We start from the raw sequence: 20,099 nt of genomic DNA, 5'->3' as shown, positions 1-20,099 counted from the left end.
CCACGCCGAACGCGGGTTCACTCGCCAAAGCTGTGAATGATCAAGTTGCATCTTGATTCTTTGGCGCTTGCCGCGCAAGATTATTCTCGCGTTTTGATTTGGACAATTATTTTCAACCGGGGGAGTGCCATTATGGGTTTCATCAAATTTACCAAGGGTACCTCACTGAGCGACAAGGACCGCAAGGCCCTGCAAAAGCTTCTGACCGCTGAGAGGAAGAAGCTCCAGTCCGCGCTGAAGGACGTCGATGCCAGCCTTGCGACGCTGGGCGGGGCGAAGAAGTCCAAGAAGAAAAAGTAAGACTCGTCGGCCGGGACGCCGCACGAATCTTCAATTTCATTTCCAATTTTTGGCCGCTCGCCTGTCGAGTTGGGGTCTCGCACAAGCTTGCGCCTGTAAACCGGCCAGCAATCGACAAGAATTTGCCTGGGTGGACCGCTACAAGCGGTCTGCGCAGTTGCTTCCTGCTCGGTCGATTCTTCGGTCAGGGCCGGATTTGGCCTCCGCCTGACACTATGGGCCCAATTGATGGCAGACGACGAAATCGAACTGTTTGTCGGACTGATCGAGAGCATCGACACGCCGGGCGCGGTCGCAGCGTGCCGGCGGCTGCTCTCGGTCGACGAACGGATCCGCGCCGACCGCTTCATGTTCGAGCGGCATCAGCGGCAATACATCTTCGCGCACGCGATGTTGCGCATGGCGCTCTCGCACGCGGCCCCCGAGGTCGAACCAACCGACTGGTCGTTTTCGACCGGCCGTTACGGGCGGCCCTTTGTCGCGGCGCCTGCGACTTCGACGGCCCTGCATTTCAGCCTGTCCCATGCCGACGGCTGCGTGGCTTGCGTCGTGTCGAAGCACGAGACCGTCGGCGTCGACGTCGAGACGGTGTCGCGGCGCGTCGCGCCGCTCTCCACCGCGCTTCGCTTCTTTGCGCCGGAAGAGGTCGAGACGCTGCGCGCCCTGCCGGAGCCGGCCGCGATCGAGCGCTTCTTCGACTATTGGACGCTGAAGGAAGCTTATCTGAAAGCCAGGGGTTTTGGACTCAATTTGCCGCTCGACGCCTTCGCGATGCAGGTGTCGCGGGAGGCGATCGAGATCAGCTTCAAGCCCGATATCTCCGACGATCCCGCAGGCTGGCGCTTCTCTCTGTGCTCGCCCTCGCCCTCGCATCGCCTGGCGATTGCCGACGGATCGCGCGCGGCCGGCGGCCTTCGCATCACCCGCAACGCCTGGCCGCTCCAGGAAGCGGCGGAATAATGCCGGCGCGGCTGCGCGTCTTTCCCGCGATTTCGCGCAACCGCGATCCCCAAAAATATGTCGGCGAGTTGATGCGGGTGGCCGAGTTCGCCGACCGGAACGGCTTCGAAGGCATCCTGCTGTTCGAGGGCAATGACGTCTTCGTCGAGCCCTGGGCCATGGCCCAGCACATCCTGGCGGCGACCACGCGATCTTCGCCGCTGATCGCGGTCAATCCGGTCTACATGCACCCGTTCACGGCGGCGAAGTTCGTGTCGTCCTTTGCGCAGCTCTACGGCCGCAAGATCTATCTCAACATGATCACGGGCACCGCGATCAGCGATTTGCAGGGGCTGGGCGACGAGCAGTCGCATGCCGACCGCTACGTCCGGCTGGGCGAGTTCGTCGCGCTGATGCGCCAGTTGCTCGTGAGCCCGCGCCCGGTCAATGTCGATGCCCGGTTCTATCGTGCCAGCAATCTGCAATTGCGCCCGCGCCTGCCTGCTGGGCTGATGCCGGAATTCTTGATCGCGGGGCAATCGGATGCGGCACAGCGCGTTGCAGCCGAGACCGGCTGCATCAAGATGCAGATGCTGCCGCCCGACCTCGATCACGGTCTCAACGCCCCCGGCATGAATTTCGGCATCTTCGCGCGCGAGAGCAGAGAGGAAGCGCGGCAGGCGGCGAAGGCCCGCTTCCGCGACACTCCTGATGACCGCGAGCTGCTGGCGCTCACGGTGGAGAACTCCGATTCCGTCTGGAAGCGGCGCTTGTATGAGGGCCAGAGCGGCGAGCTCCAGGACAATGGCTATTGGCTGCTGCCCTACCTCACCTTCCAGGCCGACTGCCCCTATCTCGTCGGCAGCTATGCCGAGATCGGCGCGAAGCTGACAGAATTTGCCGCAAAGGGCCTGACCACGATCATGCTCGACATGGTCGCGGACGAGACCGAGATGCAGCACGTCTGCAAGGCGCTCAGCGCAAGTGGATTGTTCTAGCTCGGCACGCCGAGCGGGCTCAGTCGCGCCAGCGGCTCGCGGCCTTCCGGCCGCCGCAGTAGCTGCATGACATGACGCTTCAGCCGAACGAACTCGGGTTCGGTGACGAGATCCTGGCTTCGCGGCCGCGCAAACGGCAGCACGATATCCTCGATCACGCGGCCAGGCCTTGCACTCATCACGACGATGCGATCGGCAAGGAATAGCGCCTCGTCGATGTCGTGGGTGACGAACACCGTGGTCGTCGGGATCTTGCCCCAGATTTCGAGCAGGACCTCCTGCATCATGCCGCGCGTCTGCGCATCGAGCGCGCTGAAGGGCTCGTCCATCAGCAGCACCCGCGGCTGGTTGATAAGAACCCGCGCGATCTCGACGCGCTGCTGCATGCCCCCCGACAGCTGCGCCGGATAAAACGCCTCGAAGCCGGACAGGCCGACAAGATCCAGGATCGCATCTGCCGCTCGGTCGCGCTCGGCGCGGGCGACGCCGCGCATCTTCGGGCCGAAGGCCACGTTGTCCCGCACCCGCTTCCACGGAAACAATGTGTGCTGCTGAAACACCATACCGCGGTCCGGGCTCGGTCCTACCACTGTCTGTCCATCGACCGTGAGCCGGCCCGCCGTGATCGGCAGATGTCCGGCCAGCGCGCCCAGCAGCGTGGACTTGCCGCAGCCGGACGGGCCGAGAATGCAGACGAGTTCACCCGGCGAGATCGAGACATTGAGCCCACTCACCGCCTCGAACGCATCGCTCCCCACTCCGAGCGAAATCGAGACATCGACGAAGTCGATACGGCCGACGTTTTGCGTGCCGATATCCGCGACCCGAATGTTCATCGCGCCACCTTCGGACTGCGCCAGGGCATCGCGAGCCGTCCGGCCGTCGTCAACAGCCAGCTGGAGCCCATCCCGAGCAAGCCGATGATCAGCATGCCCACGATGATGTCGGCATAATTCTGGAGCGTGTAGGCCTCCCAGGTGTAGTAGCCGATGCCGAATTGGCCCGAGATCATCTCGGCGGTGACAAGGCAGAACCACGAGGTGCCCATGCCGATCGCAAGCCCGGTGACGATGCTGGGCGCCGCGTCCGGCAGCACCACCTCCTTCAGGATCGCCAACTCTCCCGCGCCCAGGCTGCGCGCGGAGGCGACCAGCCGACGGTCGACATTCGCAACACCGTGGACAGTGTTGAGCACGATCGGAAACAGGGCGCCGATAAAGGTGATGTAGATCATCGAGAGTTCGGACGACGGAAAGATCAGGATCGACAGCGGTATCCACGCCACCGCCGGAATCGGCCGCAGCAATTCCAGCGGCGGCAGCAGGAGGTCACTCGCGGCGCGCGACCGGCCGATCGCAAAGCCAAGGATCACGCCAATCACCACCGCCGCCCCGTAGCCCGCGAACACACGCCAGAGGCTGCTGGTGATGTGCGCCGCCAGCTTCGGCGAACGAAACAGCGCGACGGCGGATTCGACCACCTCGACCGGCGGCGGCACGTTGCGGAAGGTGACGATCCCCAGATTGAGATGCGTGACCGATGCGACCTGCCACAGCGCGATGCAGGCCAGGATGGAAAGGCCGCGGACCACCCATCGGATGCCCGCAGACCGCGTCCGCGAAGCGATCGCCATGGTCTTACCGGCTCGCACCGAAGGATTCGCGCGCAGCGGCGAAATCGAGCACTGTCCCGCCATGCTGCTTCGACCAGCGGTCGGCCCCGTCCTTGAGCAGGAACGCACTCAGCTCACCGCTTTGGGATCGTACGAACCACGCCTGGTTTGCGAACAGCTTGATGCCGCTTTCGCGATCCTGGGCATAGACGACGCGGATGGCCTTGCCGTCCTTCTCGAGTCCGGCGAGCGCCTTCAGCGCGTTCTCGGGCGAGGCGTAGTGGCGCACGTGCGGCTCATCCTTGACCCAGATCTGTGCGACACGGCTGAAGTCGCTGATCTCGGTGCCCGTCGCCGCATCCCTGGCGCGAAGCGGAAGCTGAGCATAATCTTTCAGCCCGGCGTCATAATCGCGGCCGGCCTGCGCGGCCGCAACGCGAATATACTTGTCGGTGATGAATTGGTTGATATCGAGATCGCTGTCCGCGCGCTTGAGCAGCTTCAACGTCTTGATCGAGGTCGCAACGGCCTGGCGGTATTCCGGCTTCCAGGTGATGTCGCGGGTCTGAAGCCCGAGCGGTCCGTGAAAGAGATAGTCGACCTCCGCCTCGATGCCGGTCACCTTGGCGATCAACTCGCTGTATTTCTCCGGCTCCTCCGCGATCAGGCGATCCGCCTCGATTGCCGCGCGCAAATAGGCGACGACGATCTCCGGATATTTCTCGGCATAATCGGCGTCGACCAGTGAACCATGGAACGTCGGGGCGTTGGCCTGCGCGCCGTCAAAGATCTTGCGCGCGAAGCCACGCCAGGGAAACAGCTCGGCGAACGGAACGAAGTCGGCATGCGCCTCAATCTTGTTGGCCTGCAAGGCCGGGCCGGCAACTTCCGGCGCCTGCGTGATGATGTTGACGTCGGTCTCGGGATTCCAGCCCTTGGCCTCGATGGCACGGAGCAGCATGCCGTGCGAGGTCGAGGCAAAGGGAACGGAGATGGTCTTGCCCTTGAGCTCGTCGAGCGACTGCACCGGCGAGCTCGACGGCACCACGATGCCATTGCCGCTGCCCTTGGTGCTGCCGGACAGCACGCTGATGAAGAGGCTGCGACGCCCTGCCTTCTGGAAAGCGACGCCATTCAGCGAGCCCGGAAAATCCGCCATCGCGCCGAAGTCGAGCTTGCCGGCGACCATCTCGTTGGTGAGCGGCGCGCCGCTGGTAAAGTTCTTCCACTGGATGTCGTAAGTGACATCCTTGTACTTGCCGTCATGGGGCAGGAATTTTTCCAGCAGCTTGAGCTCGCGGATGAGCAGCCCGCCGGTCGCGCAATTGATGGTCGTATCCTGCGTCCCGACCGCAACCCGGATCGTCTCCGCCCGCGACGGTCCGAACATCGCGACGGTCATGACCATGACGGCCACACTGAGTCTCAAAGAGCTGAAATCGATCATCGAACTGTCCTCGGCAGGCCGGTCGCGTACCGGCAGCAACGCTGGCCGGCACTATCGAAGGCGCAACACGACCCTTGAAGCAATTACTTGCATCGCCACCGAGGGGCGCGCCCGCGTCATGATTCCGTCGCGCGACGACGCAAAGAATTTTCTCAGGACGATGCGATCGGCAGAGAAATCGTTTCGCCTCCGCTCGGCGCACATATCAAGCTTTGCTAAGTGATCTGGAACGATCGTAAAGAGATGGACATCGTACCATTGCCGCTCTTACCTAGTCGCAAGACTTCGTCGAGCTCAGGATTGCGATGACCATTCTCAAGGAAGCTGCCGCAACCGCGCCTGCCGCTTTCGCCGAGCGGCCACATGCAGGTGCGCGGTTCGACTGGCCTGGCCGCGAGAAGCCGCGGCGGTCCCGCACCTGGCGCACGAAGAGCACGAGCTCGGCGCTGTTCATGAGCGAGACGATCGACGGCTTGAATGCCGGCGCGCATTTCCTTGATCGCCTGTCGGCATCGGAACAGGCGCGCGTGCACGCCGCCGGCCGCACGATCACGGTGCCACAGGGCGAGATGGTGTTCAGCCAGGGTGATGGCCATGACGGCATCTTCATCATCCGCCGCGGCCAGGTGCGGGTCTACTATACGGCACCGTCGGGTCGTGAGATCACCCTCGCTTATTGGACGCCGGGACATTTCATCGGCGGCCCGGAGATCTCCGGCGGAGGCGTCCACATGTGGTCCGGCATCGCCATCGACGCCTGCGAGATCACAACGCTCTCCGGCCCGGCGCTCGAGAAGCTCCTGACCGGCATGCCGCAATTCGCGCTGGCGCTGATCGACGGCCTCATCGCCAAGGGCAAATGCTATTCCTCAATGGCGCAAATCCTCGGCACGCGATCGGTGATCGAGCGGCTGGCGCAGTTCCTGCTCACTTTGTCGGAGCTGCACGGCATTGCCGACGCCGACACCATCGTCATCAACCGCAAGATCACCCATGACCAGATTGCGGCCATGGTCGGCTCGACCCGGCAATGGGTTACGATGATGCTCAAGCGCTTCCAGAACCGCCGCATCATCGCCATCGAGGGCAGCACCATCCGGATCATGCGGATGGATTTGCTGGAGCAGATCCTGTTCAAGGACTAGGTGCGTCTTCTCTCTCTCCCCGTTCTTACGGGGAGAGAGAGAAGACGCTTCACCGCGCCTCTTCGAATCCCGCCAGCACCGAAGTCAGGTTGGCTCCGAGGATATCCGAGAGATAGCCGCCTTCCTGCACGAACACGGTCGGCAGGCCCAGCTTCGCGATGGCCTGGCCGATGCGGCGGAAGCCGGGCGTGGTGACGGCGAGGCCCTTCAGCGGATCGTCCTCGGAGGCATCGAGGCCGAGCGCGATGACGAGGGCGCCGGGCGCAAAGGATTCGATCGCCCTGCGCGCGAGATCCATCGCCTGGATGTAGCCGTCGTCGCCTGTGCCGATCGCCAGCGGAATGTTGAGATTGGTGCCGAGACCGGGACCCTCGCCGCGCTCATGCGCATAGCCCCACACGAAGGGATAGTACGCGGTCGGATCGGCGTGGATCGAGATCGTGTAGACGTCCGGCCGGGCGTAGAAGATGCCTTGCGTGCCGTTGCCGTGATGGACGTCCACGTCGAGGATGACGACGCGCTCGTGCTTGAGCCGCAGATGTGCCGCGGCAATCGCGCTGTTGTTGAGGAAGCAGAAGCCGCCGGCCATGTCGCGATAGGCGTGATGGCCGGGCGGACGGCACAGCGCGTAGGTCGCATCCTCGCCGTCCATCACCATTTGCGCGGCGGTGACCGCGACGTCCGTCGCGGCGCAGGCCGCGGCCCAGGTGCCCGGGCCGATCGGCGCGGCGGTATCGGCGGTGTGCCAGCCCAGCTTGCCGACGATGTGGGTCGGATAGGTCGCGGCATGGCGCACGGGGTGGATGTTGCCGATCATCTCCGGGCCGGAATCGCCGAGCGCCGTCCAGGCATCCCAGGCCTCACTCAGGAACGACAGATATTCCGGGCTGTGAATGCGCGCGCGCGGACCCTGGCCGAATGTCGTCGGCTCGACCAGTTGATGCTTGCCGTCCTTCAGGCCCTTGAGCAGGCGGTCAGCGCGCTCGGGCTGCTCGGTGGTGCGCTTGACGACGCCGCGGACCAGGAAGAATTGCGGATCGTGGCTGCGGTGCAGTTCGGTATGGACGGCTTTCACTCAACACTCCGTGGTCGCGTCTTCGACAATGCCACAGATGTCTTGATGCCTGCGGCGATCGGATGCAAGCAAGAAGAATGCCGACCTCTCTGCGCCGGAAGCAGACCGCCCGTGAAGCGCTCAGCAGCGTCCGCGCTGAAGGCAGTGCTCGCGACCCTCATGGTCGGTGCGGAAGGATTCGATAAAGCCGCCCTGGCGCTGGGTGACGAAGATTGTCTTGCCGTCGCTACCGCCGAAGGCGAGATTGGTCGGCTCTTTGCCCTTCAGCGCGATCTCGCGCTCGACCGCGCCATTGGGCTTCATCAGCGCGATCGTCCCCTTGAGAATGCGCGCGACGTAGAGGCGGCCGGCGACATCGGTGCGCAGGCCGTCGATGGTGTCGGGCTGGAATGCTTTGACGGGCTTTGCGTCGGCGAGTTCATTGCCGCGGATCGCGTAGGACCAGATCTGGCCATTGTTGGATTCGCCGACATAGAGCGTGCTGCCGTCGGGGCTGAGATCGATGCCGTTGGTGGTGCCCATCGCGCGCGGAGCCGACATGACCTGTCCCTGCACCGTGCCATCGGCGGCTTTCGCAATGCGCCAGACGTGGCCTTCCCGGCCCTTCCAGTTCGGATCGCTCGCATAGATCGTGCCGTCGCGGGCGATGGTGATGTCGTTGGGCTGGTTCATCTCGTCGGAGTGAAACCAGACGACGGGCTCGGAGCTACCCTTGGAGATCGCAAAGATGTTGTGCTTCTTGTAGTCGGCGATGAACATCGTGCCGTTGCGATCGAAGCGGATGGCGTTGCCGACGCTGCCCTCGGGAAGCGTCGTGAAGGCCTCCGAAGCCGTACCACCTGCGGGCAATCGGCCGATGGTGCCGGGCTTGCCGAAATTGACGACGAAGAGGTTGCCATCGAGATCGGCGGCAGGCCCTTCGATGCCGAACGTGTATTCGCTGGCCGGCGTCACCTGCACGCTTTCGAACAGCTTCGTCTCGGCTGCGACGAGCGGCGTGGCGACGACGAGCAGGATGCTACTGCACAGGCACCAGAAATTCCTGCCGGATGTAATAGCCATCGTCGTCGCTGCACTCGCCATTCAAGTAGGGATCGGCCGGCCGGAAGAATCGGCTGAAGCCCGGTTTGTCTACAGCGTTCCTTTGTGTCACGACAACGACCTTGGCGGCCGGTATTTCGCCGCATTCCTTGTTCGTCTTGCTAAAGAATTTGCGCTGCGGCAAGCCCAACTTGACGAGCATCCGCGTTCCCGGAACCATTTTCGCGACGAGCAGATCCGCGGTCGTGAGCAGAGCCGCATAACCCGGCTCGGTCTTCGGCAGGTTCTCACCGCCCGGCGGCATCAGCTTCTCCGCGCCAATGCCGCGCAGCCGCGTCCGCAGCTTGCCGGACTGCGGATCGTCCGGATAGATCCAGCCATCCTGCGACAGCATGAAACGGAGCACGGTCGCATCCTTGTCGGCATCCGACTGCCCCGCCTTCAGACCGAAATCCGAGTGGCAGCCGACGCAGTGCTTTTCGACGAGGTTCTTGCGCAGCGTGGTGAGCCGGATCTTGTTTTGCGCATCCTTGGCGACGAAGCCGGCGAGCTGGTCGATCAGAGCCTGGCTGCGCGTGTCGCAGGGCAGCGGCGGCGGTGGATCGCCCGCAGCGCGGTCGATGCGGATGATCGTCTGATTCTTGTCCTCGACCAGCCAGATCGCACCATCCTCCGCGACCGTCATGCCGACCGGCGCGCCTTGCGGGCGCGCACCATTGACGCGATGCCAGCCGGCGATCAACTCCTCGAACGGCGCCGCAGCGACATCTCCCGCGTCGGTCTGAAAGTTATGGGTCGGATCGGCGGCACAGCTGACATGGTAGCGCACCGGTGCCGGCACGGGCTTCGGGAAGCCGTGGTCGTCGACATCGTAGATGACGACGCGGCTACCGGTCGGGCGATAACCGTGCAGGCCGACCAGCAGCTTGCCTTCCAGCTCCGGAAATTTGGCGCCGTGATAATACAGCATCGCGAGCGGCGCGCCGTGTGGGGGCATGAGCGAGAATGGCTGCTTGTAAAGCGCGTTTGCCGTGCAAAGGGATTTATAGACGCCGGATTGCAGCACAAGCTTGAACTCGGGACTCGGCGTCGAGAGATCAAAACAATAGGGCCAGCCATAATGCCTACCCTGCTCGATCGCGTTGATCTCCTCGTTCGGCTTGAAGATATCGGGCAGATCGCGGCCGTTCTCGCCTTGCAGGAACGCGTAACCGGCATCGGGAAAGTTCGGGTGCAGCGCCAGCGCCATCGAGTTGCGCAGGCCCCGCGCGTAGATCGTGTGCGGCGGGTCGGTATCGCCAGGTTTCAACGCCGGGAAGACACCGCCTGACGGCGGCGTGAACAGCCAGATCGCGGCCATGGCGGAAGCACCTTCTGCTGCCGCGCAAGGCCTCGTGATCGGCGCCGGCGTGATGCAATCGTCGCTATGGGCGCCGACATTGACGAACAGCCGCCCGTTGCGATCGAACACGAACTGCTTGAGCGGATGCGCGGACTCGTCGAGCCTCGTCCCATCCGGCAGCGTGATGCGGCGGCCCGGCATGTGACGGATGACGGTCTCGACCGTGCTGCGCGGGTTATCCGCGAGCGGATCGAAGCGGAAGATGGTCTCGGCGGTCGAGGCATAGAGCTTCTTGTCCGGACCGATCACCAGGCCGAACGGATATTCGACCCCGGTCAGGAGCTCCTTGAACCGCTGGCCGCCTGCGGCGTGGGGATCGAGCAGGAGCAGCCGGCCATCGGCATGGCCCCAGCCGCCCATGTCGGCGACCACGAACAGGTCACGACCTGGCAGCTGGATGATCGACCGCGGAAATTTCAGATGATCCTCTTCGCTGGCGACGAGGCCGGCGCAAAAGCCGGCCTGCATGTCGATCTGGACCCTGGGAAAGGCGAGATCGCCGCTGCCGCAGGTCTCCGGTCCCACCGCGTAGCCGCTTTTCCTCACGGAATCGGACGCAGCCAGCGAGGCAAAGCCGAGCAGGACCGCCGCGAAGGCGAAGACACCCACGCACAAGCTTCGGCGTCCAACCTGAAATGTGAGATGATTCACAGCCGCCTCCCGGATTTCGGTCGAAGGTTGTTCCATGCCCACCAGGCGCCGTCCAGTTGAACATCACCCGCCTGTGATCAAACCCGCAGGGCTCTTCGTGCCGACCAATCTCCGTAGATTCCCTTACCGGGCTCGCCCCGAATATTTCGCGAACACGTCGGGTGGTATCCATTTGCCGTCCCGTCCGCTCCCTACAGGAGGCGCATATGGTCCAGGTCTATTTTCACTGCTCGAACACCGACGGCACGCTGATCGATCGCAATGGTGCCGCGGTCTCCAGCCTGACCGAAGCGCGCGACCGCGCCGCCCAGATCATGCATTCAATGATTCAGACGCCCGGCGCTGAAGACTGGCGCGACTGGGTGATCCATGTCAGCGGCTCCGACGGCGAGGATCTTTTCGATCTCCCCTTCACCGCCATGCTCGGCAAGCCGCATTGAGGTGATGTCATGCTGTTCGCTTCCTTGACCCTGTTCCGCCAGCCCTTCGCCTTCGTCGCCACCAAATGGCAGAAGCTGGTGCGCATCGCCGGCAACCCCTATCGCCCCGAGCTGCACTACATGCGCGGACCCGGACCGAAATGGCACGCCAAGTATCAGGCCAGCCGGTTACACCGCGGGCTCTGAGCGTCGCCTCCCACTCATCTCTTCGCCGTCATGGCCGGGCTTGTCCCGGCCATCCACGTTTTAGGACGGACGGCAAGACGTGGATGCCCGGGTCAAGCCCGGGCATGACGAGCTTGGAGAGGCCGCATCGCCTCACCTCCCCGTAAACTTCGCCTTGCGCTTCTCGACGAAGGCCTTGCGGCCTTCGACGGCGTCAGCGCTTGTGCGGATCGCGGCTTGAAGCTCGATCTCGCGGCGGAACTGCGCCTCGTAGCTGCTGTGCTCGCTCTCCTCGACCAGGGCGCGGGTCGCGACCAGCGCGCGGGTCGGGCCATCGGCGAGACGGCGCGCCAGCGTCAACGCCTCCTCCATCAGCTTCGCGTCGTCGACGACCTGCCGTACAAGACCGATCTCCTGGGCACGCTCGGCCGTGAGGGGCTCGTTTAGGAGCATCAGCTCGAGCGCGCGCTGGCGGCCGATCAGCCTTGGCAGCAGCCAGGTCGAGCCGAGATCGGGCACCAGCGCGATACGGCTGAAGACTTGAATAAAACTGGCTGAGCGCGCCGCAACAATCATGTCGCCGGCCATCGCCAGACTGAAGCCGCCGCCGGCCGCGACACCGTTGACGGCAACGACGACGGGCACGCGGCATTCGCGCAGCGCCTTGAAGGCCGGCCAGTAGAAGCGCATCACGCCGGCTGCGAGGTCGTCGCCCAGCGCTCCGGCTGCCTTCAAATTCTGTCCTGAGCAAAAACCACGCCCAGAGCCGGTGAGGACCAGCGCACGGACCTCCTCATCCCCACTCATCTCGGCGACGGCGGCGGCAAGCGCGCCGAGCAGGTCCGGCGTCATCGCGTTCAGGCTTGCCGGCTCGTCGAGCGTCAAGATCCCGACGGCGCCATCCCGCGCCTGTTTCACACCTGCCATGTCGCATCTCCCTTTCGATGTTCTCGTTGCCGGCAATGTGCCATTCTTCGCGCGCTCCGCCAATTGCGGAGCTTCGACGTCGGCGCAGCGAAGCCAAGATACTGAATCCAAAAGACACTGAATCCAGCAGACAACCGAAGACAGAGTTCACCGACATCATGCCTCATCAGTTCAGCCTCAACCAAACCGTCCGCAAGCCCGCCGTCACCTCCAAGGGCGGCATCGTCGCCTCGCAATCGCGGCGCGCGGCCGAGGTGGGCGCGCAGGTGCTGGCTGCGGGCGGCGATTGCGTCGACGCGATCGTGGCGACCACCTTTGCGCTGAACGTTCTGGAGCCCTGGAACAGCGGCATCGGTGGCGGTGGCGCGATGGTGCTCTACCGCGCCAAGGAAAATCGCACTGAGGTGATCGACTACGGCATGTGTGCGCCGCAGAGCCTGCGTACCACCGACTATCCACTCAGCGGGGAAGGCGCTGCCTCCGATCTGTTTCCCTGGCCGCGGGTGAAAGACGACCGCAACATCCACGGTCCCGGTTCGATCGCCGTGCCCGGCGTCGTCGCCGGTATGGAGGAGGCTCATCGGCGCTACGCCAAGATGCCGTGGAAGGATCTTGTCACGCCCGCTGCCGCGCTTGCCGGCGAAGGCCTGCTGGTCGATTGGTGGACCGCGCTGACGATCACCGCGTCGGCTGCCGATCTCCGGCGCTATCCGGCGAGTGCAGCAGCATTCCTGAAGGACGGCCTGCCCCCGAGCCCACCATGGGGCATCAAGTCCCAGATCCGGCTTCCGCAGGACACGCTCAAGGCGACGCTGTCGCATCTCGCCGACGCCGGACCCCGCGATTTCTACCAGGGCGATCTCGCCAAGAGCATCGCATCCGATATCAGGGCGGACGGCGGTTCGCTGTCGGTGGAGGATCTCGCCGCGTTCCGCGCGCACCTGCGCGAGCCGTTGGCAATCCCCTATCGCGACGGCAAGGTGTATGCGACGCCAGAGCTCACGGCCGGCCCGACGATGGCCCATGCGTTGCGATTGTTGCAGCAAGGCCTGAAGCCGGCGAACGCGCCAGATTCAGCCGCCTATGCCGAATATGCGCTCGCTCTTCAGGCGGCGTTCCGCGAACGGCTCAAGGACATGGGCGATGCCGCCGGCAAGCGCTCGCTCGGCGCCGAATACCTCGCGCCCGCCTGCACCACGCATTTCTCCGTGGTCGACCGCCACGGCAATATCGCGGCAGTGACGCAGACGCTGCTCTCGTCCTTTGGCTCGAAATACGTGACGCCGCACACCGGCATCGCCATGAACAACGGCATCATGTGGTTCGATCCGACCCCCGGCACGACGAACTCGCTCGCACCCGGCAAACGCTGTCTCTGTAACTACACGCCCGTCATTGCCGAAACCAGGGACGGCAAGCGCCTCGCAGTCGGCGCCTCCGGCGGCCGCCGCATCCTGCCGTCGGTGATGCAACTCGTCTCCTTTGCGATGGACTTTGGCATGGATCTCGATGCCGCCATTCACCAGCCACGCATCGACGCCAGCGAAGGCGCGATCGTGATCGGCGACGCTCGGCTGCCTGCGGACGTACGCCAGACGCTGGCCGCGCGCTTCAACTACGAGGAAACGCAGGTGCAGGCTCTGCCGCAGAAGTTCGCCTGCCCAAGCGTGGTGATGCGCGCCGGCGATGTCAATTCCGGCGCGGTCGACATCTTCCAGCCCTGGGCCGACGCGGTGGCGGAGGACTGAGCCGCCATCAGCCAGCGATGCGAGCTGGCGACAGCGACGCAACGACAGACGCGCGACGGCGCTAGCATGCGTTGAGTTAACGCATACCCGTGCATCTCCGCGAGCGTCACGACTCCTCCACATTCTCCGGGAACTTAGCCGCGCGCGGTCAGTTTGTTGAACGGACAAGTGCGCTCATCCCGATGGAGGACCTTTATGAAGAAACTTGCGCTGGCGGCATCGCTGATCGTCGCAGCCGGCCTCACACTCACCAGTCCCGCACTGGCCCGGGGCGGACACGGACACGGTGGTCATGGTCACGGAATGGGCCATCATCATCACGGCACGCCGCCCGGATGGTCGCATGGCCGCAAGGTCGGCTGGCGCGGTCACGGGTGCCCGCCCGGCCTGTGGAAGCAGGGTCGCTGCTGACATTCAATCTGTAGATCATGCAAGGCGTCGCTCTCTCGTCGAGCGGCGCCTTCTTCATATGCCGAGCCGGTCGCGCACGCGGCCGGTGATCACCGCGGTGGTCACGCCGACCGGCCAGAACGCATGCATCGCGATCGGCTTGATGCCGGTGACCGGCATGTCGATCTCGGCCTTGGCACCACCGATCAGACGGCGCGCGAGCTGCGCACCCATCGCGGTCGAGAGCGCCACGCCGCGACCGTTGCAACCGAGCGAGATCAGGATGTCCTCCGCGGGCTCATGCACATGCGGATAGTGGTCCTTGGTGATCGCGAGCCGGCTGTTCCAGCCATGGGTCCAGGCCACGCCCTTGAGCTGCGGCCACAACCGCTCAGCGTAGCGGATGAGATAGGCGACGTCGTTCGGCGAGTTGATCCAGCGCATCGGCCCGCGGCCGCCCATCAGCAGGCGGTTGTTCTGATCTATGCGGTAGTAGACCGTGATATGGCCGCTCTCGTAGAGGACGGGCCGCGTCGGCATGATCGCGCGCGCGACGTCGTCCGAGAGCGGCGCGGTGGCGGCGATCGATGAAAACACCGGCACGATGGTGCGACGGAGCGCCGGCCAGAGATTGTCCGTAAAGCCGTTGGTTGCAAGCAGCACCTTGTCGGCATGCACCACCGCGCGCGGCGTCTCGATGCGCCAGCTTCTGCCGTCGCGCCGGAGCGACAGCGCGGGCGTCTCGCCATAGACTTTGGCCCCCGCCGAGATCGCGGCCCGCGCGAGGCCGCGAGCATAGCTGAGCGGATGCAGGTCGCCACCGCGGCTATCCAGCATGGCGCCGATGTAGCGATCCGTTCCGGTCATTTCGCGCAGCTGCTCGCGGTTCAGATACGACACCGGCATGCCGCGGCGGATGCATTGCTGCGCGGTCTTTTCGATTGCGGCGGCGCTGGCCTCGTTATAGGCCGCGCGCAGCGTGCCGTTCTGCCGCGCCTCGCACGGGATCTGGTAACGGCGGATCAGATCATGCGTGAAGTTCGTCGTGCCATAGGAGAACTCGATCATGCGGCGACCGAGCTCAGCGCCGAAATCGGCCTCGATCTGATCGGGATCGTGCTTCAGGCCGGGATTGGTGTGGCCGCCATTGTTGCCCGACGCGCCCCAGCCCGGTTCCTGCGCCTCCAGCACCAGCGCCTCGACGCCTTGCTCCGCCAGATGCAGCGCCGTGGAAAGCCCCGTATAGCCGCCACCGACGATCGCGACGGAGACGGTCTTGTCTGCATCGAGCGGCGGCGTGGCCACCGGCGCAACGGCGGTGTCGGCATAGAGCCAGGGCGGCAGAGGCAGGCGCGTCATTGCAAGAGTCCGGTCAGAGCGGATGCAGCACGCGGCGCAGAAAATCCTGCGTGCGCGGATGCTGGGGTTGGTTGAGCAACGCCTTGGCAGGCCCCTGCTCGACGATGACGCCGCCATCGATGAACAGCACGCGGTCGGCAACGTCGCGGGCAAAGCCCATCTCATGGGTGACGACGACCATGGTCATGCCCTCATCGGCGAGCTTGCGCATCACGCCGAGCACGTCGCCGACGAGTTCCGGATCGAGCGCCGAGGTCGGCTCGTCGAACAGGATCGCCTTGGGCTGCATCGCCAGCGCCCGGGCAATCGCGACACGCTGTTGCTGACCTCCGGAGAGCTGCGGTGGATGCACGTCGGCCTTCTCGGCAAGTCCGACGCGCGCGAGCAGCGCGCGGCCGCGCTCGAACGACTGGGCCCGCGGCTCCTTCTTCACGAACAACGGCCCTTCGATAACGTTTTCGAGCGCCGTGCGATGCGGGAACAGGTTGAAGCGCTGAAACACCATCGAAACCTGCGTGCGGATGTTCACGATCGAGGGCGCATCGCGGTCGACTTTCAGACCTTCGATACTGATCTCGCCGCGGTCGTAGCTTTCGAGCCCGTTGATGCAGCGCAGGATGGTCGACTTGCCGGAGCCCGACGGGCCGATGATGCAGACCACCTCGCCCTTCTGCACGGAAGCCGTGATGCCCTTGAGCACTTCGACCTTGCCAAAGCTCTTGTGGACGTCGTTCAGCTCGATCATCGCTTGCCCGCCCGCTTCTCGAAGTGCCGGACCAACAGGATCAGCGGAATGCTCATGGTGAGATACATCAGCGCCACCAGCGTGAACACGTTGGTGTTCTTGAAGGTCGAGGACGCGATCAGCTTGCCCTGAAGCGCAAGCTCGGCGACCGTGATGGTGGACGCCTGCGAGGAATCCTTCAGCATCATGATCATGACGTTGCCGTAGGGCGGCAGCACGATGCGCACCGCCTGCGGCAGCACCACGCGGCGCATGGTGAGCCACCAGCCCATGCCGATCGACTGCGCCGCCTCGATCTGGCCCTTGTCGATGGCCTCGATGCCAGCGCGGAAGTTTTCGGCCTGATAGGCCGAATAGGCGATGCCGAGCCCGAGGATCGCGGCCTGCAACGCCGACAACGTGACGCCGAGATCGGGCATCACGAAGTAGAGGTAGAACAGCAGCACGATGATCGGAATGCCGCGGATCACGTTGATCAGACTGGCGCTGAGCATCGACAGTGCCTTGATGCCGGAGACCCGCATCATCGCCCAGATCAGGCCGAGCACCGTCGAGAGCAGCAGCGAGCCGATGGTGACGACGATCGTCAGCGCGACGCCGCTCATCAGGATCGGGAAGAACTCGACGGCGTCGTGCCAGAAGCCTTTCATCGGAAAGCCTGCGATCAGCCTCTATCAGCCCTGTGCCTTCAGGCCCCATTTGTCGAGGATCTTGTCGATGGTGCCGTTGGCCTTGAGCTTCGCCAGCGAGGCGTTGATCTTGCCGAGCAGCGCGGCCTCGCCCTTGCGCACGCCGATGCCGACGGAGCCGACAGTGACGGGCTTGTAGCCGTCGACAAGCCGCACCTCGGGGAAGCCGCCCTGTTTGATGTTGTAGGCGAGGATCGGATAGTCGGCGTAGCCGGCCTTGAGGCGGCCGGTGTTCACGTCGCGCAGGATGTCGGGGATGGTGTCGTAGGCCTTGACGTCGGCGAACAGGCCGGTCTTCTTCAGCGCGTCGACGAAGGCGGTGCCTACTTGCGCGCCGACCGTCTCACCCTTCAGATCGTCCTGCGTGGCGTAGGCCTTGGTGTCGGTCTTCGGCACCACCAGGCCTTCGCCGTAGGTGTAAATCGGGTCGGAGAAATCGACGACCTCCTTGCGCGGCGCCGTGATGAACATCGCAGCTGCGATGATGTCGATCTTGCTCGAGGTCAGCGACGGGATCAGTGCCGAGAACTGCATCGGCTCGATCTGCACGTTGAAGCCGGCATCCTTGCCGATTTCGGTGACGAGATCGACCATGATGCCCTGAATGCTGTTGGTCTTGGTGTCGAGGAAGGTGAAGGGGATGCCGGTCGGCGTCGAGCCGACCTTCAGCACCTGCTGCGCCGATGCCGGCGTCACCGCTGCAATCGCGAGTGCCGCGACCGCGGCCAGACCAAAACGCTTCATCGCATCCCCCTTTGGGTCCGGCCGGTGGCGGCGCTCGCACGTCGTGATCGCAGACGTTGCGGACCGAGCCGTTTCGGCCTATTTTCACCAATATGAAAATTTGGTCACACTTTCGCGGACGACGCAAGCGGTTTTCATGCACATGAAGGAAGCGGTTTGACGTGAGCGGTGGCAAAAGAATGCGCAAACCGGCCGCCGCAAAGCCGGCCAGGAAGGTCAAGAAGGCTACCGCGAAGCCGGCGGAGCCGGCAATGGACGTCGCGGTCGGCCGTCGCATCAGGGATCTCCGACGCGTCAGGCAATTCTCGCTCGAAACGGTCGCGGCGCGCACGGACCTGTCGATCGGCTTCCTCAGCCAGATCGAACGCGGCCTTTCGTCGCCATCACTACGCGTGCTTGCTACGCTCGCCGACGTGCTCGGCGTCGGCATCGCCGCACTGTTCGGCGCCAGCCCGAGCGCCGACGGCGCGTCCGATCAGGTCGTTACGCGCGGATCGCAGCGGCCCGAGCTGAAACTGTGGCGCACCGGCGTGTCCAAACAATTGCTGAGCCCCGCGAATGCCGACAACAAGCTGAACCTGTTTCTGGTGCATCTGGAGCCCGGCGGCTCGACCGGCGACGAGCTCTACACCCATGACGGCGAAGAGGCCGGCCTCGTGCTCGAAGGCGAGATGATGCTGACGGTGGACAGCGAGACCTGGTCGCTGAAGACCGGCGACAGCTTTCGGTTCGCGAGCCGCAGGCCGCACCGGTTTTCCAATCCGGCGCAGGATGCGAAGGCCGTGGTGCTGTGGGTGAATTGCGTGACGGGGGCTGGGTAGCTTCCTTTCACGCAGCGAGCGCCCCCCAAACCCCGTCATCCTGAGGTGCGAGCAAAGCGAGCCTCGAAGGATGCACGGCCCCGATAGAGCTGGGCCGTCGCCCTTCGAGGGCCGCTGAAGGGCCACCTCACGGTGGCGGTGATGGATAGATTCGCAGGAGGACGCCTAGCCAAACCTGTGCGCGTACCGATCCACCGTCAGCGCACTCACATCCACATCCGGCTTCTTGCCCGACAGCATATCCGCGAGCACGCGCCCCGAACCGCAGGACATGGTCCAGCCGAGCGTGCCGTGGCCGGTGTTGAGGTGGAGGTTGGCGTATTGCGTCGGGCCGATCACAGGTGGGCCGTCCGGTGTCATCGGGCGCAGGCCGCTCCAGAACGTCGCCTTGGAGAGATCGCCGCCGCGCGGGAACAGATCGGTCAGGGAGTGATCGAGCGTGGCACGGCGGGCTTCGTAGAGCTTGGTCGAGAAGCCCGAGATCTCGGCGGTGCCGCCGACGCGGATGCGATTGCCGAGGCGCGTGATCGCGACCTTGTAGCTCTCGTCCATCACGGTCGATTCCGGCGCGCCGGATGCCTCCTTGATCGGCACCGTGATCGAATATCCCTTCACCGGGTAGACCGGCAGCGAGATGCCGAGCGGCGCCGCCATCCGGGACGAATAGCTTCCGAGCGCGAGGACGTAAGCGTCCGCCTGCAACAGACCCGCGCTGGTCGCGACGCCACTGATGCGCGTGCCATCGGTGACGATACGATCGATGCCGGTATTGAACATGAAGCGCACGCCCAGCGCCTGGGCATGCTTGGCAAGCGCCTGCGTGAACAGGTGGCAGTCGCCGGTCTCGTCCTGCGGCAACCGAAGCCCGCCGACGAATTTTTCCTTCACGCCCGCAAGCGCCGGCTCGACCGCGATGCAGCCCTCGCGGCTCAGCGTCTCATAAGGCACGCCGTACTGCTTGAGCACCGCGACGTCTTCGCCGGTGCCGTCGAGCTGCGCCTGGTAGCGGAACAGCTGCAGCGTGCCCTGCGAGCGCTCGTCATATTGAATGCCGATATCGCGGCGCAGATCGCGCAGGCAGTCGCGGCTGTATTCCGCGATCGGAATCATCCGGCTCTTGTTGACCGCATAGCGCGCGCTGGTGCAGTTGCGCAGCATCTTGAGCAGCCAGACCCACATCACGGGGTCGAGCTTCGGCCGGATCACCAGCGGGCCGTGTTTCATCAGCAGCCATTTGACCGCCTTCACCGGCACGCCGGGGCCGGCCCATGGCGAGGAGTAGCCGGGCGACACTTCGCCGGCATTGGCAAAGGAGGTCTCCAGCGCCGGTTCGGGCTGACGATCGACGACCGTCACTTCGTGGCCGGCACGGGCGAGGTAGTAGGCAGAGGTGACACCGATGACACCGCTGCCGAGGATCAGAACTTTCACGCTTGGTCAAACTCCCGCGGCATCACGCGC

At 64.4% G+C, this 20,099-nt stretch carries 22 protein-coding genes; 10 read left to right on the top strand and 12 right to left on the bottom strand.

All coding sequences use genetic code 11. The features are described 5' to 3' along the window. Positions 1–36: 36 nt before the first annotated feature. From NLM32_RS11300 to NLM32_RS11290, 3 genes are all read left to right on the top strand, one after another. On the top strand, positions 37–300 hold the full coding sequence (locus tag NLM32_RS11300) for a hypothetical protein (RefSeq protein WP_254129051.1): 264 nt from the start codon (positions 37–39) through the stop codon (positions 298–300). 228 nt (positions 301–528) lie between these two features. Continuing rightward, a complete protein-coding gene (locus NLM32_RS11295; protein ID WP_254129050.1) occupies positions 529–1,260 on the top strand; it encodes a 4'-phosphopantetheinyl transferase superfamily protein in 732 nt (243 codons plus the stop codon). After that, entirely contained in the window at positions 1,257–2,237 is a 981-nt protein-coding gene (locus tag NLM32_RS11290; protein WP_254135288.1) for an LLM class flavin-dependent oxidoreductase, read from the top strand. Before NLM32_RS11295 ends, NLM32_RS11290 begins: the two co-directional genes overlap by 4 nt. Here NLM32_RS11290 and NLM32_RS11285 read toward each other — a convergent pair. The 3 genes from NLM32_RS11285 to NLM32_RS11275 are packed head-to-tail and all read right to left on the bottom strand — an operon-like array spanning position 2,234 to position 5,257. Then, the gene (locus tag NLM32_RS11285) at positions 2,234–3,073 is read right to left on the bottom strand and encodes an ABC transporter ATP-binding protein (protein ID WP_254129049.1); all 840 of its coding nucleotides are present in this window, start codon (positions 3,071–3,073) and stop codon (positions 2,234–2,236) included. The two genes, NLM32_RS11290 and NLM32_RS11285, sit on opposite strands and share 4 nt — an antisense overlap. Next, positions 3,070–3,870: an ABC transporter permease gene (locus NLM32_RS11280; RefSeq protein ID WP_254129048.1), complete on the bottom strand. Its 801-nt coding sequence runs from the start codon at positions 3,868–3,870 to the stop codon at positions 3,070–3,072. Before NLM32_RS11280 ends, NLM32_RS11285 begins: the two co-directional genes overlap by 4 nt. 4 nt (positions 3,871–3,874) lie before the next feature. Beyond that, positions 3,875–5,257 carry an ABC transporter substrate-binding protein gene (locus tag NLM32_RS11275; RefSeq protein WP_254135287.1) on the bottom strand — a complete coding sequence of 461 codons (1,383 nt, stop codon included), beginning with the start codon at positions 5,255–5,257 and terminating at the stop codon, positions 3,875–3,877. Between NLM32_RS11275 and NLM32_RS11270 the strand changes: the two genes are divergently transcribed. Both NLM32_RS11270 and NLM32_RS11265 read left to right on the top strand, forming a co-directional pair. Continuing rightward, a complete protein-coding gene (locus NLM32_RS11270; RefSeq protein WP_254129047.1) occupies positions 5,250–5,519 on the top strand; it encodes a hypothetical protein in 270 nt (89 codons plus the stop codon). The genes NLM32_RS11275 and NLM32_RS11270 overlap by 8 nt on opposite strands. A gap of 82 nt (positions 5,520–5,601) precedes the next feature. After that, positions 5,602–6,441, top strand: coding sequence for a Crp/Fnr family transcriptional regulator (locus NLM32_RS11265; protein WP_375143553.1), 840 nt, complete (start codon positions 5,602–5,604; stop codon positions 6,439–6,441). A gap of 49 nt (positions 6,442–6,490) precedes the next feature. Here NLM32_RS11265 and NLM32_RS11260 read toward each other — a convergent pair whose 3' ends face one another. From NLM32_RS11260 to NLM32_RS11250, 3 genes are all read right to left on the bottom strand, one after another. After that, positions 6,491–7,516, bottom strand: coding sequence for a histone deacetylase family protein (locus tag NLM32_RS11260; protein WP_254129046.1), 1,026 nt, complete (start codon positions 7,514–7,516; stop codon positions 6,491–6,493). Between the two features lie 120 nt (positions 7,517–7,636). After that, the gene (locus NLM32_RS11255; RefSeq protein ID WP_254129045.1) at positions 7,637–8,578 is read right to left on the bottom strand and encodes an SMP-30/gluconolactonase/LRE family protein; all 942 of its coding nucleotides are present in this window, start codon (positions 8,576–8,578) and stop codon (positions 7,637–7,639) included. Next, a complete protein-coding gene (locus NLM32_RS11250) occupies positions 8,535–10,610 on the bottom strand; it encodes a PQQ-dependent sugar dehydrogenase (RefSeq protein WP_254129044.1) in 2,076 nt (691 codons plus the stop codon). The genes NLM32_RS11255 and NLM32_RS11250 overlap by 44 nt, the downstream gene beginning before the upstream one ends. A 206-nt stretch (positions 10,611–10,816) precedes the next feature. Between NLM32_RS11250 and NLM32_RS11245 the strand changes: the two genes are divergently transcribed. After that, positions 10,817–11,050 (top strand): DUF6894 family protein, encoded by a 234-nt coding sequence (locus tag NLM32_RS11245; RefSeq protein WP_254129043.1) that lies wholly within the window; start codon positions 10,817–10,819, stop codon positions 11,048–11,050. A 9-nt stretch (positions 11,051–11,059) separates the two neighbouring features. Beyond that, positions 11,060–11,236 carry a hypothetical protein gene (locus tag NLM32_RS11240; protein ID WP_254129042.1) on the top strand — a complete coding sequence of 59 codons (177 nt, stop codon included), beginning with the start codon at positions 11,060–11,062 and terminating at the stop codon, positions 11,234–11,236. 132 nt (positions 11,237–11,368) lie between these two features. On the opposite strand, the gene NLM32_RS11235 is transcribed toward NLM32_RS11240, so the two are convergent. Beyond that, positions 11,369–12,142: an enoyl-CoA hydratase-related protein gene (locus tag NLM32_RS11235; RefSeq protein WP_254129041.1), complete on the bottom strand. Its 774-nt coding sequence runs from the start codon at positions 12,140–12,142 to the stop codon at positions 11,369–11,371. A 158-nt stretch (positions 12,143–12,300) separates the two neighbouring features. On the opposite strand from NLM32_RS11235, the gene NLM32_RS11230 reads away from it, so the two are divergent. Then, positions 12,301–13,890: a gamma-glutamyltransferase family protein gene (locus NLM32_RS11230; protein WP_254129040.1), complete on the top strand. Its 1,590-nt coding sequence runs from the start codon at positions 12,301–12,303 to the stop codon at positions 13,888–13,890. A gap of 195 nt (positions 13,891–14,085) precedes the next feature. Next, entirely contained in the window at positions 14,086–14,301 is a 216-nt protein-coding gene (locus NLM32_RS11225) for a hypothetical protein (protein ID WP_254129039.1), read from the top strand. 54 nt (positions 14,302–14,355) lie between these two features. Here the strand turns inward: NLM32_RS11225 and NLM32_RS11220 are convergent, their stop codons facing one another. The 4 genes from NLM32_RS11220 to NLM32_RS11205 are packed head-to-tail and all read right to left on the bottom strand — an operon-like array spanning position 14,356 to position 17,817. Further along, entirely contained in the window at positions 14,356–15,639 is a 1,284-nt protein-coding gene (locus NLM32_RS11220) for an FAD-binding oxidoreductase (RefSeq protein ID WP_254129038.1), read from the bottom strand. Between the two features lie 13 nt (positions 15,640–15,652). After that, complete coding sequence (locus NLM32_RS11215) at positions 15,653–16,384, bottom strand: amino acid ABC transporter ATP-binding protein (protein ID WP_254129037.1); 732 nt, start codon at positions 16,382–16,384, stop codon at positions 15,653–15,655. Continuing rightward, on the bottom strand, positions 16,381–17,034 hold the full coding sequence (locus tag NLM32_RS11210; protein ID WP_254129036.1) for an amino acid ABC transporter permease: 654 nt from the start codon (positions 17,032–17,034) through the stop codon (positions 16,381–16,383). Before NLM32_RS11210 ends, NLM32_RS11215 begins: the two co-directional genes overlap by 4 nt. A gap of 24 nt (positions 17,035–17,058) precedes the next feature. Beyond that, positions 17,059–17,817 carry an ABC transporter substrate-binding protein gene (locus tag NLM32_RS11205; protein ID WP_254129035.1) on the bottom strand — a complete coding sequence of 253 codons (759 nt, stop codon included), beginning with the start codon at positions 17,815–17,817 and terminating at the stop codon, positions 17,059–17,061. A gap of 179 nt (positions 17,818–17,996) precedes the next feature. Between NLM32_RS11205 and NLM32_RS11200 the strand changes: the two genes are divergently transcribed. After that, positions 17,997–18,638, top strand: coding sequence for a helix-turn-helix domain-containing protein (locus tag NLM32_RS11200; RefSeq protein ID WP_254129034.1), 642 nt, complete (start codon positions 17,997–17,999; stop codon positions 18,636–18,638). Between the two features lie 165 nt (positions 18,639–18,803). Here the strand turns inward: NLM32_RS11200 and NLM32_RS11195 are convergent, their stop codons facing one another. After that, positions 18,804–20,069, bottom strand: coding sequence for a D-amino acid dehydrogenase (locus NLM32_RS11195; protein ID WP_254129033.1), 1,266 nt, complete (start codon positions 20,067–20,069; stop codon positions 18,804–18,806). Between the last annotated feature and the right edge of the window lie 30 nt (positions 20,070–20,099).

Source organism: Bradyrhizobium sp. CCGUVB14, from assembly GCF_024199935.1.
Lineage (GTDB): Bacteria > Pseudomonadota > Alphaproteobacteria > Rhizobiales > Xanthobacteraceae > Bradyrhizobium.
Note: the sequence above shows the minus strand (reverse complement) of the source record. Positions and strands in the feature narration are given on the sequence as shown.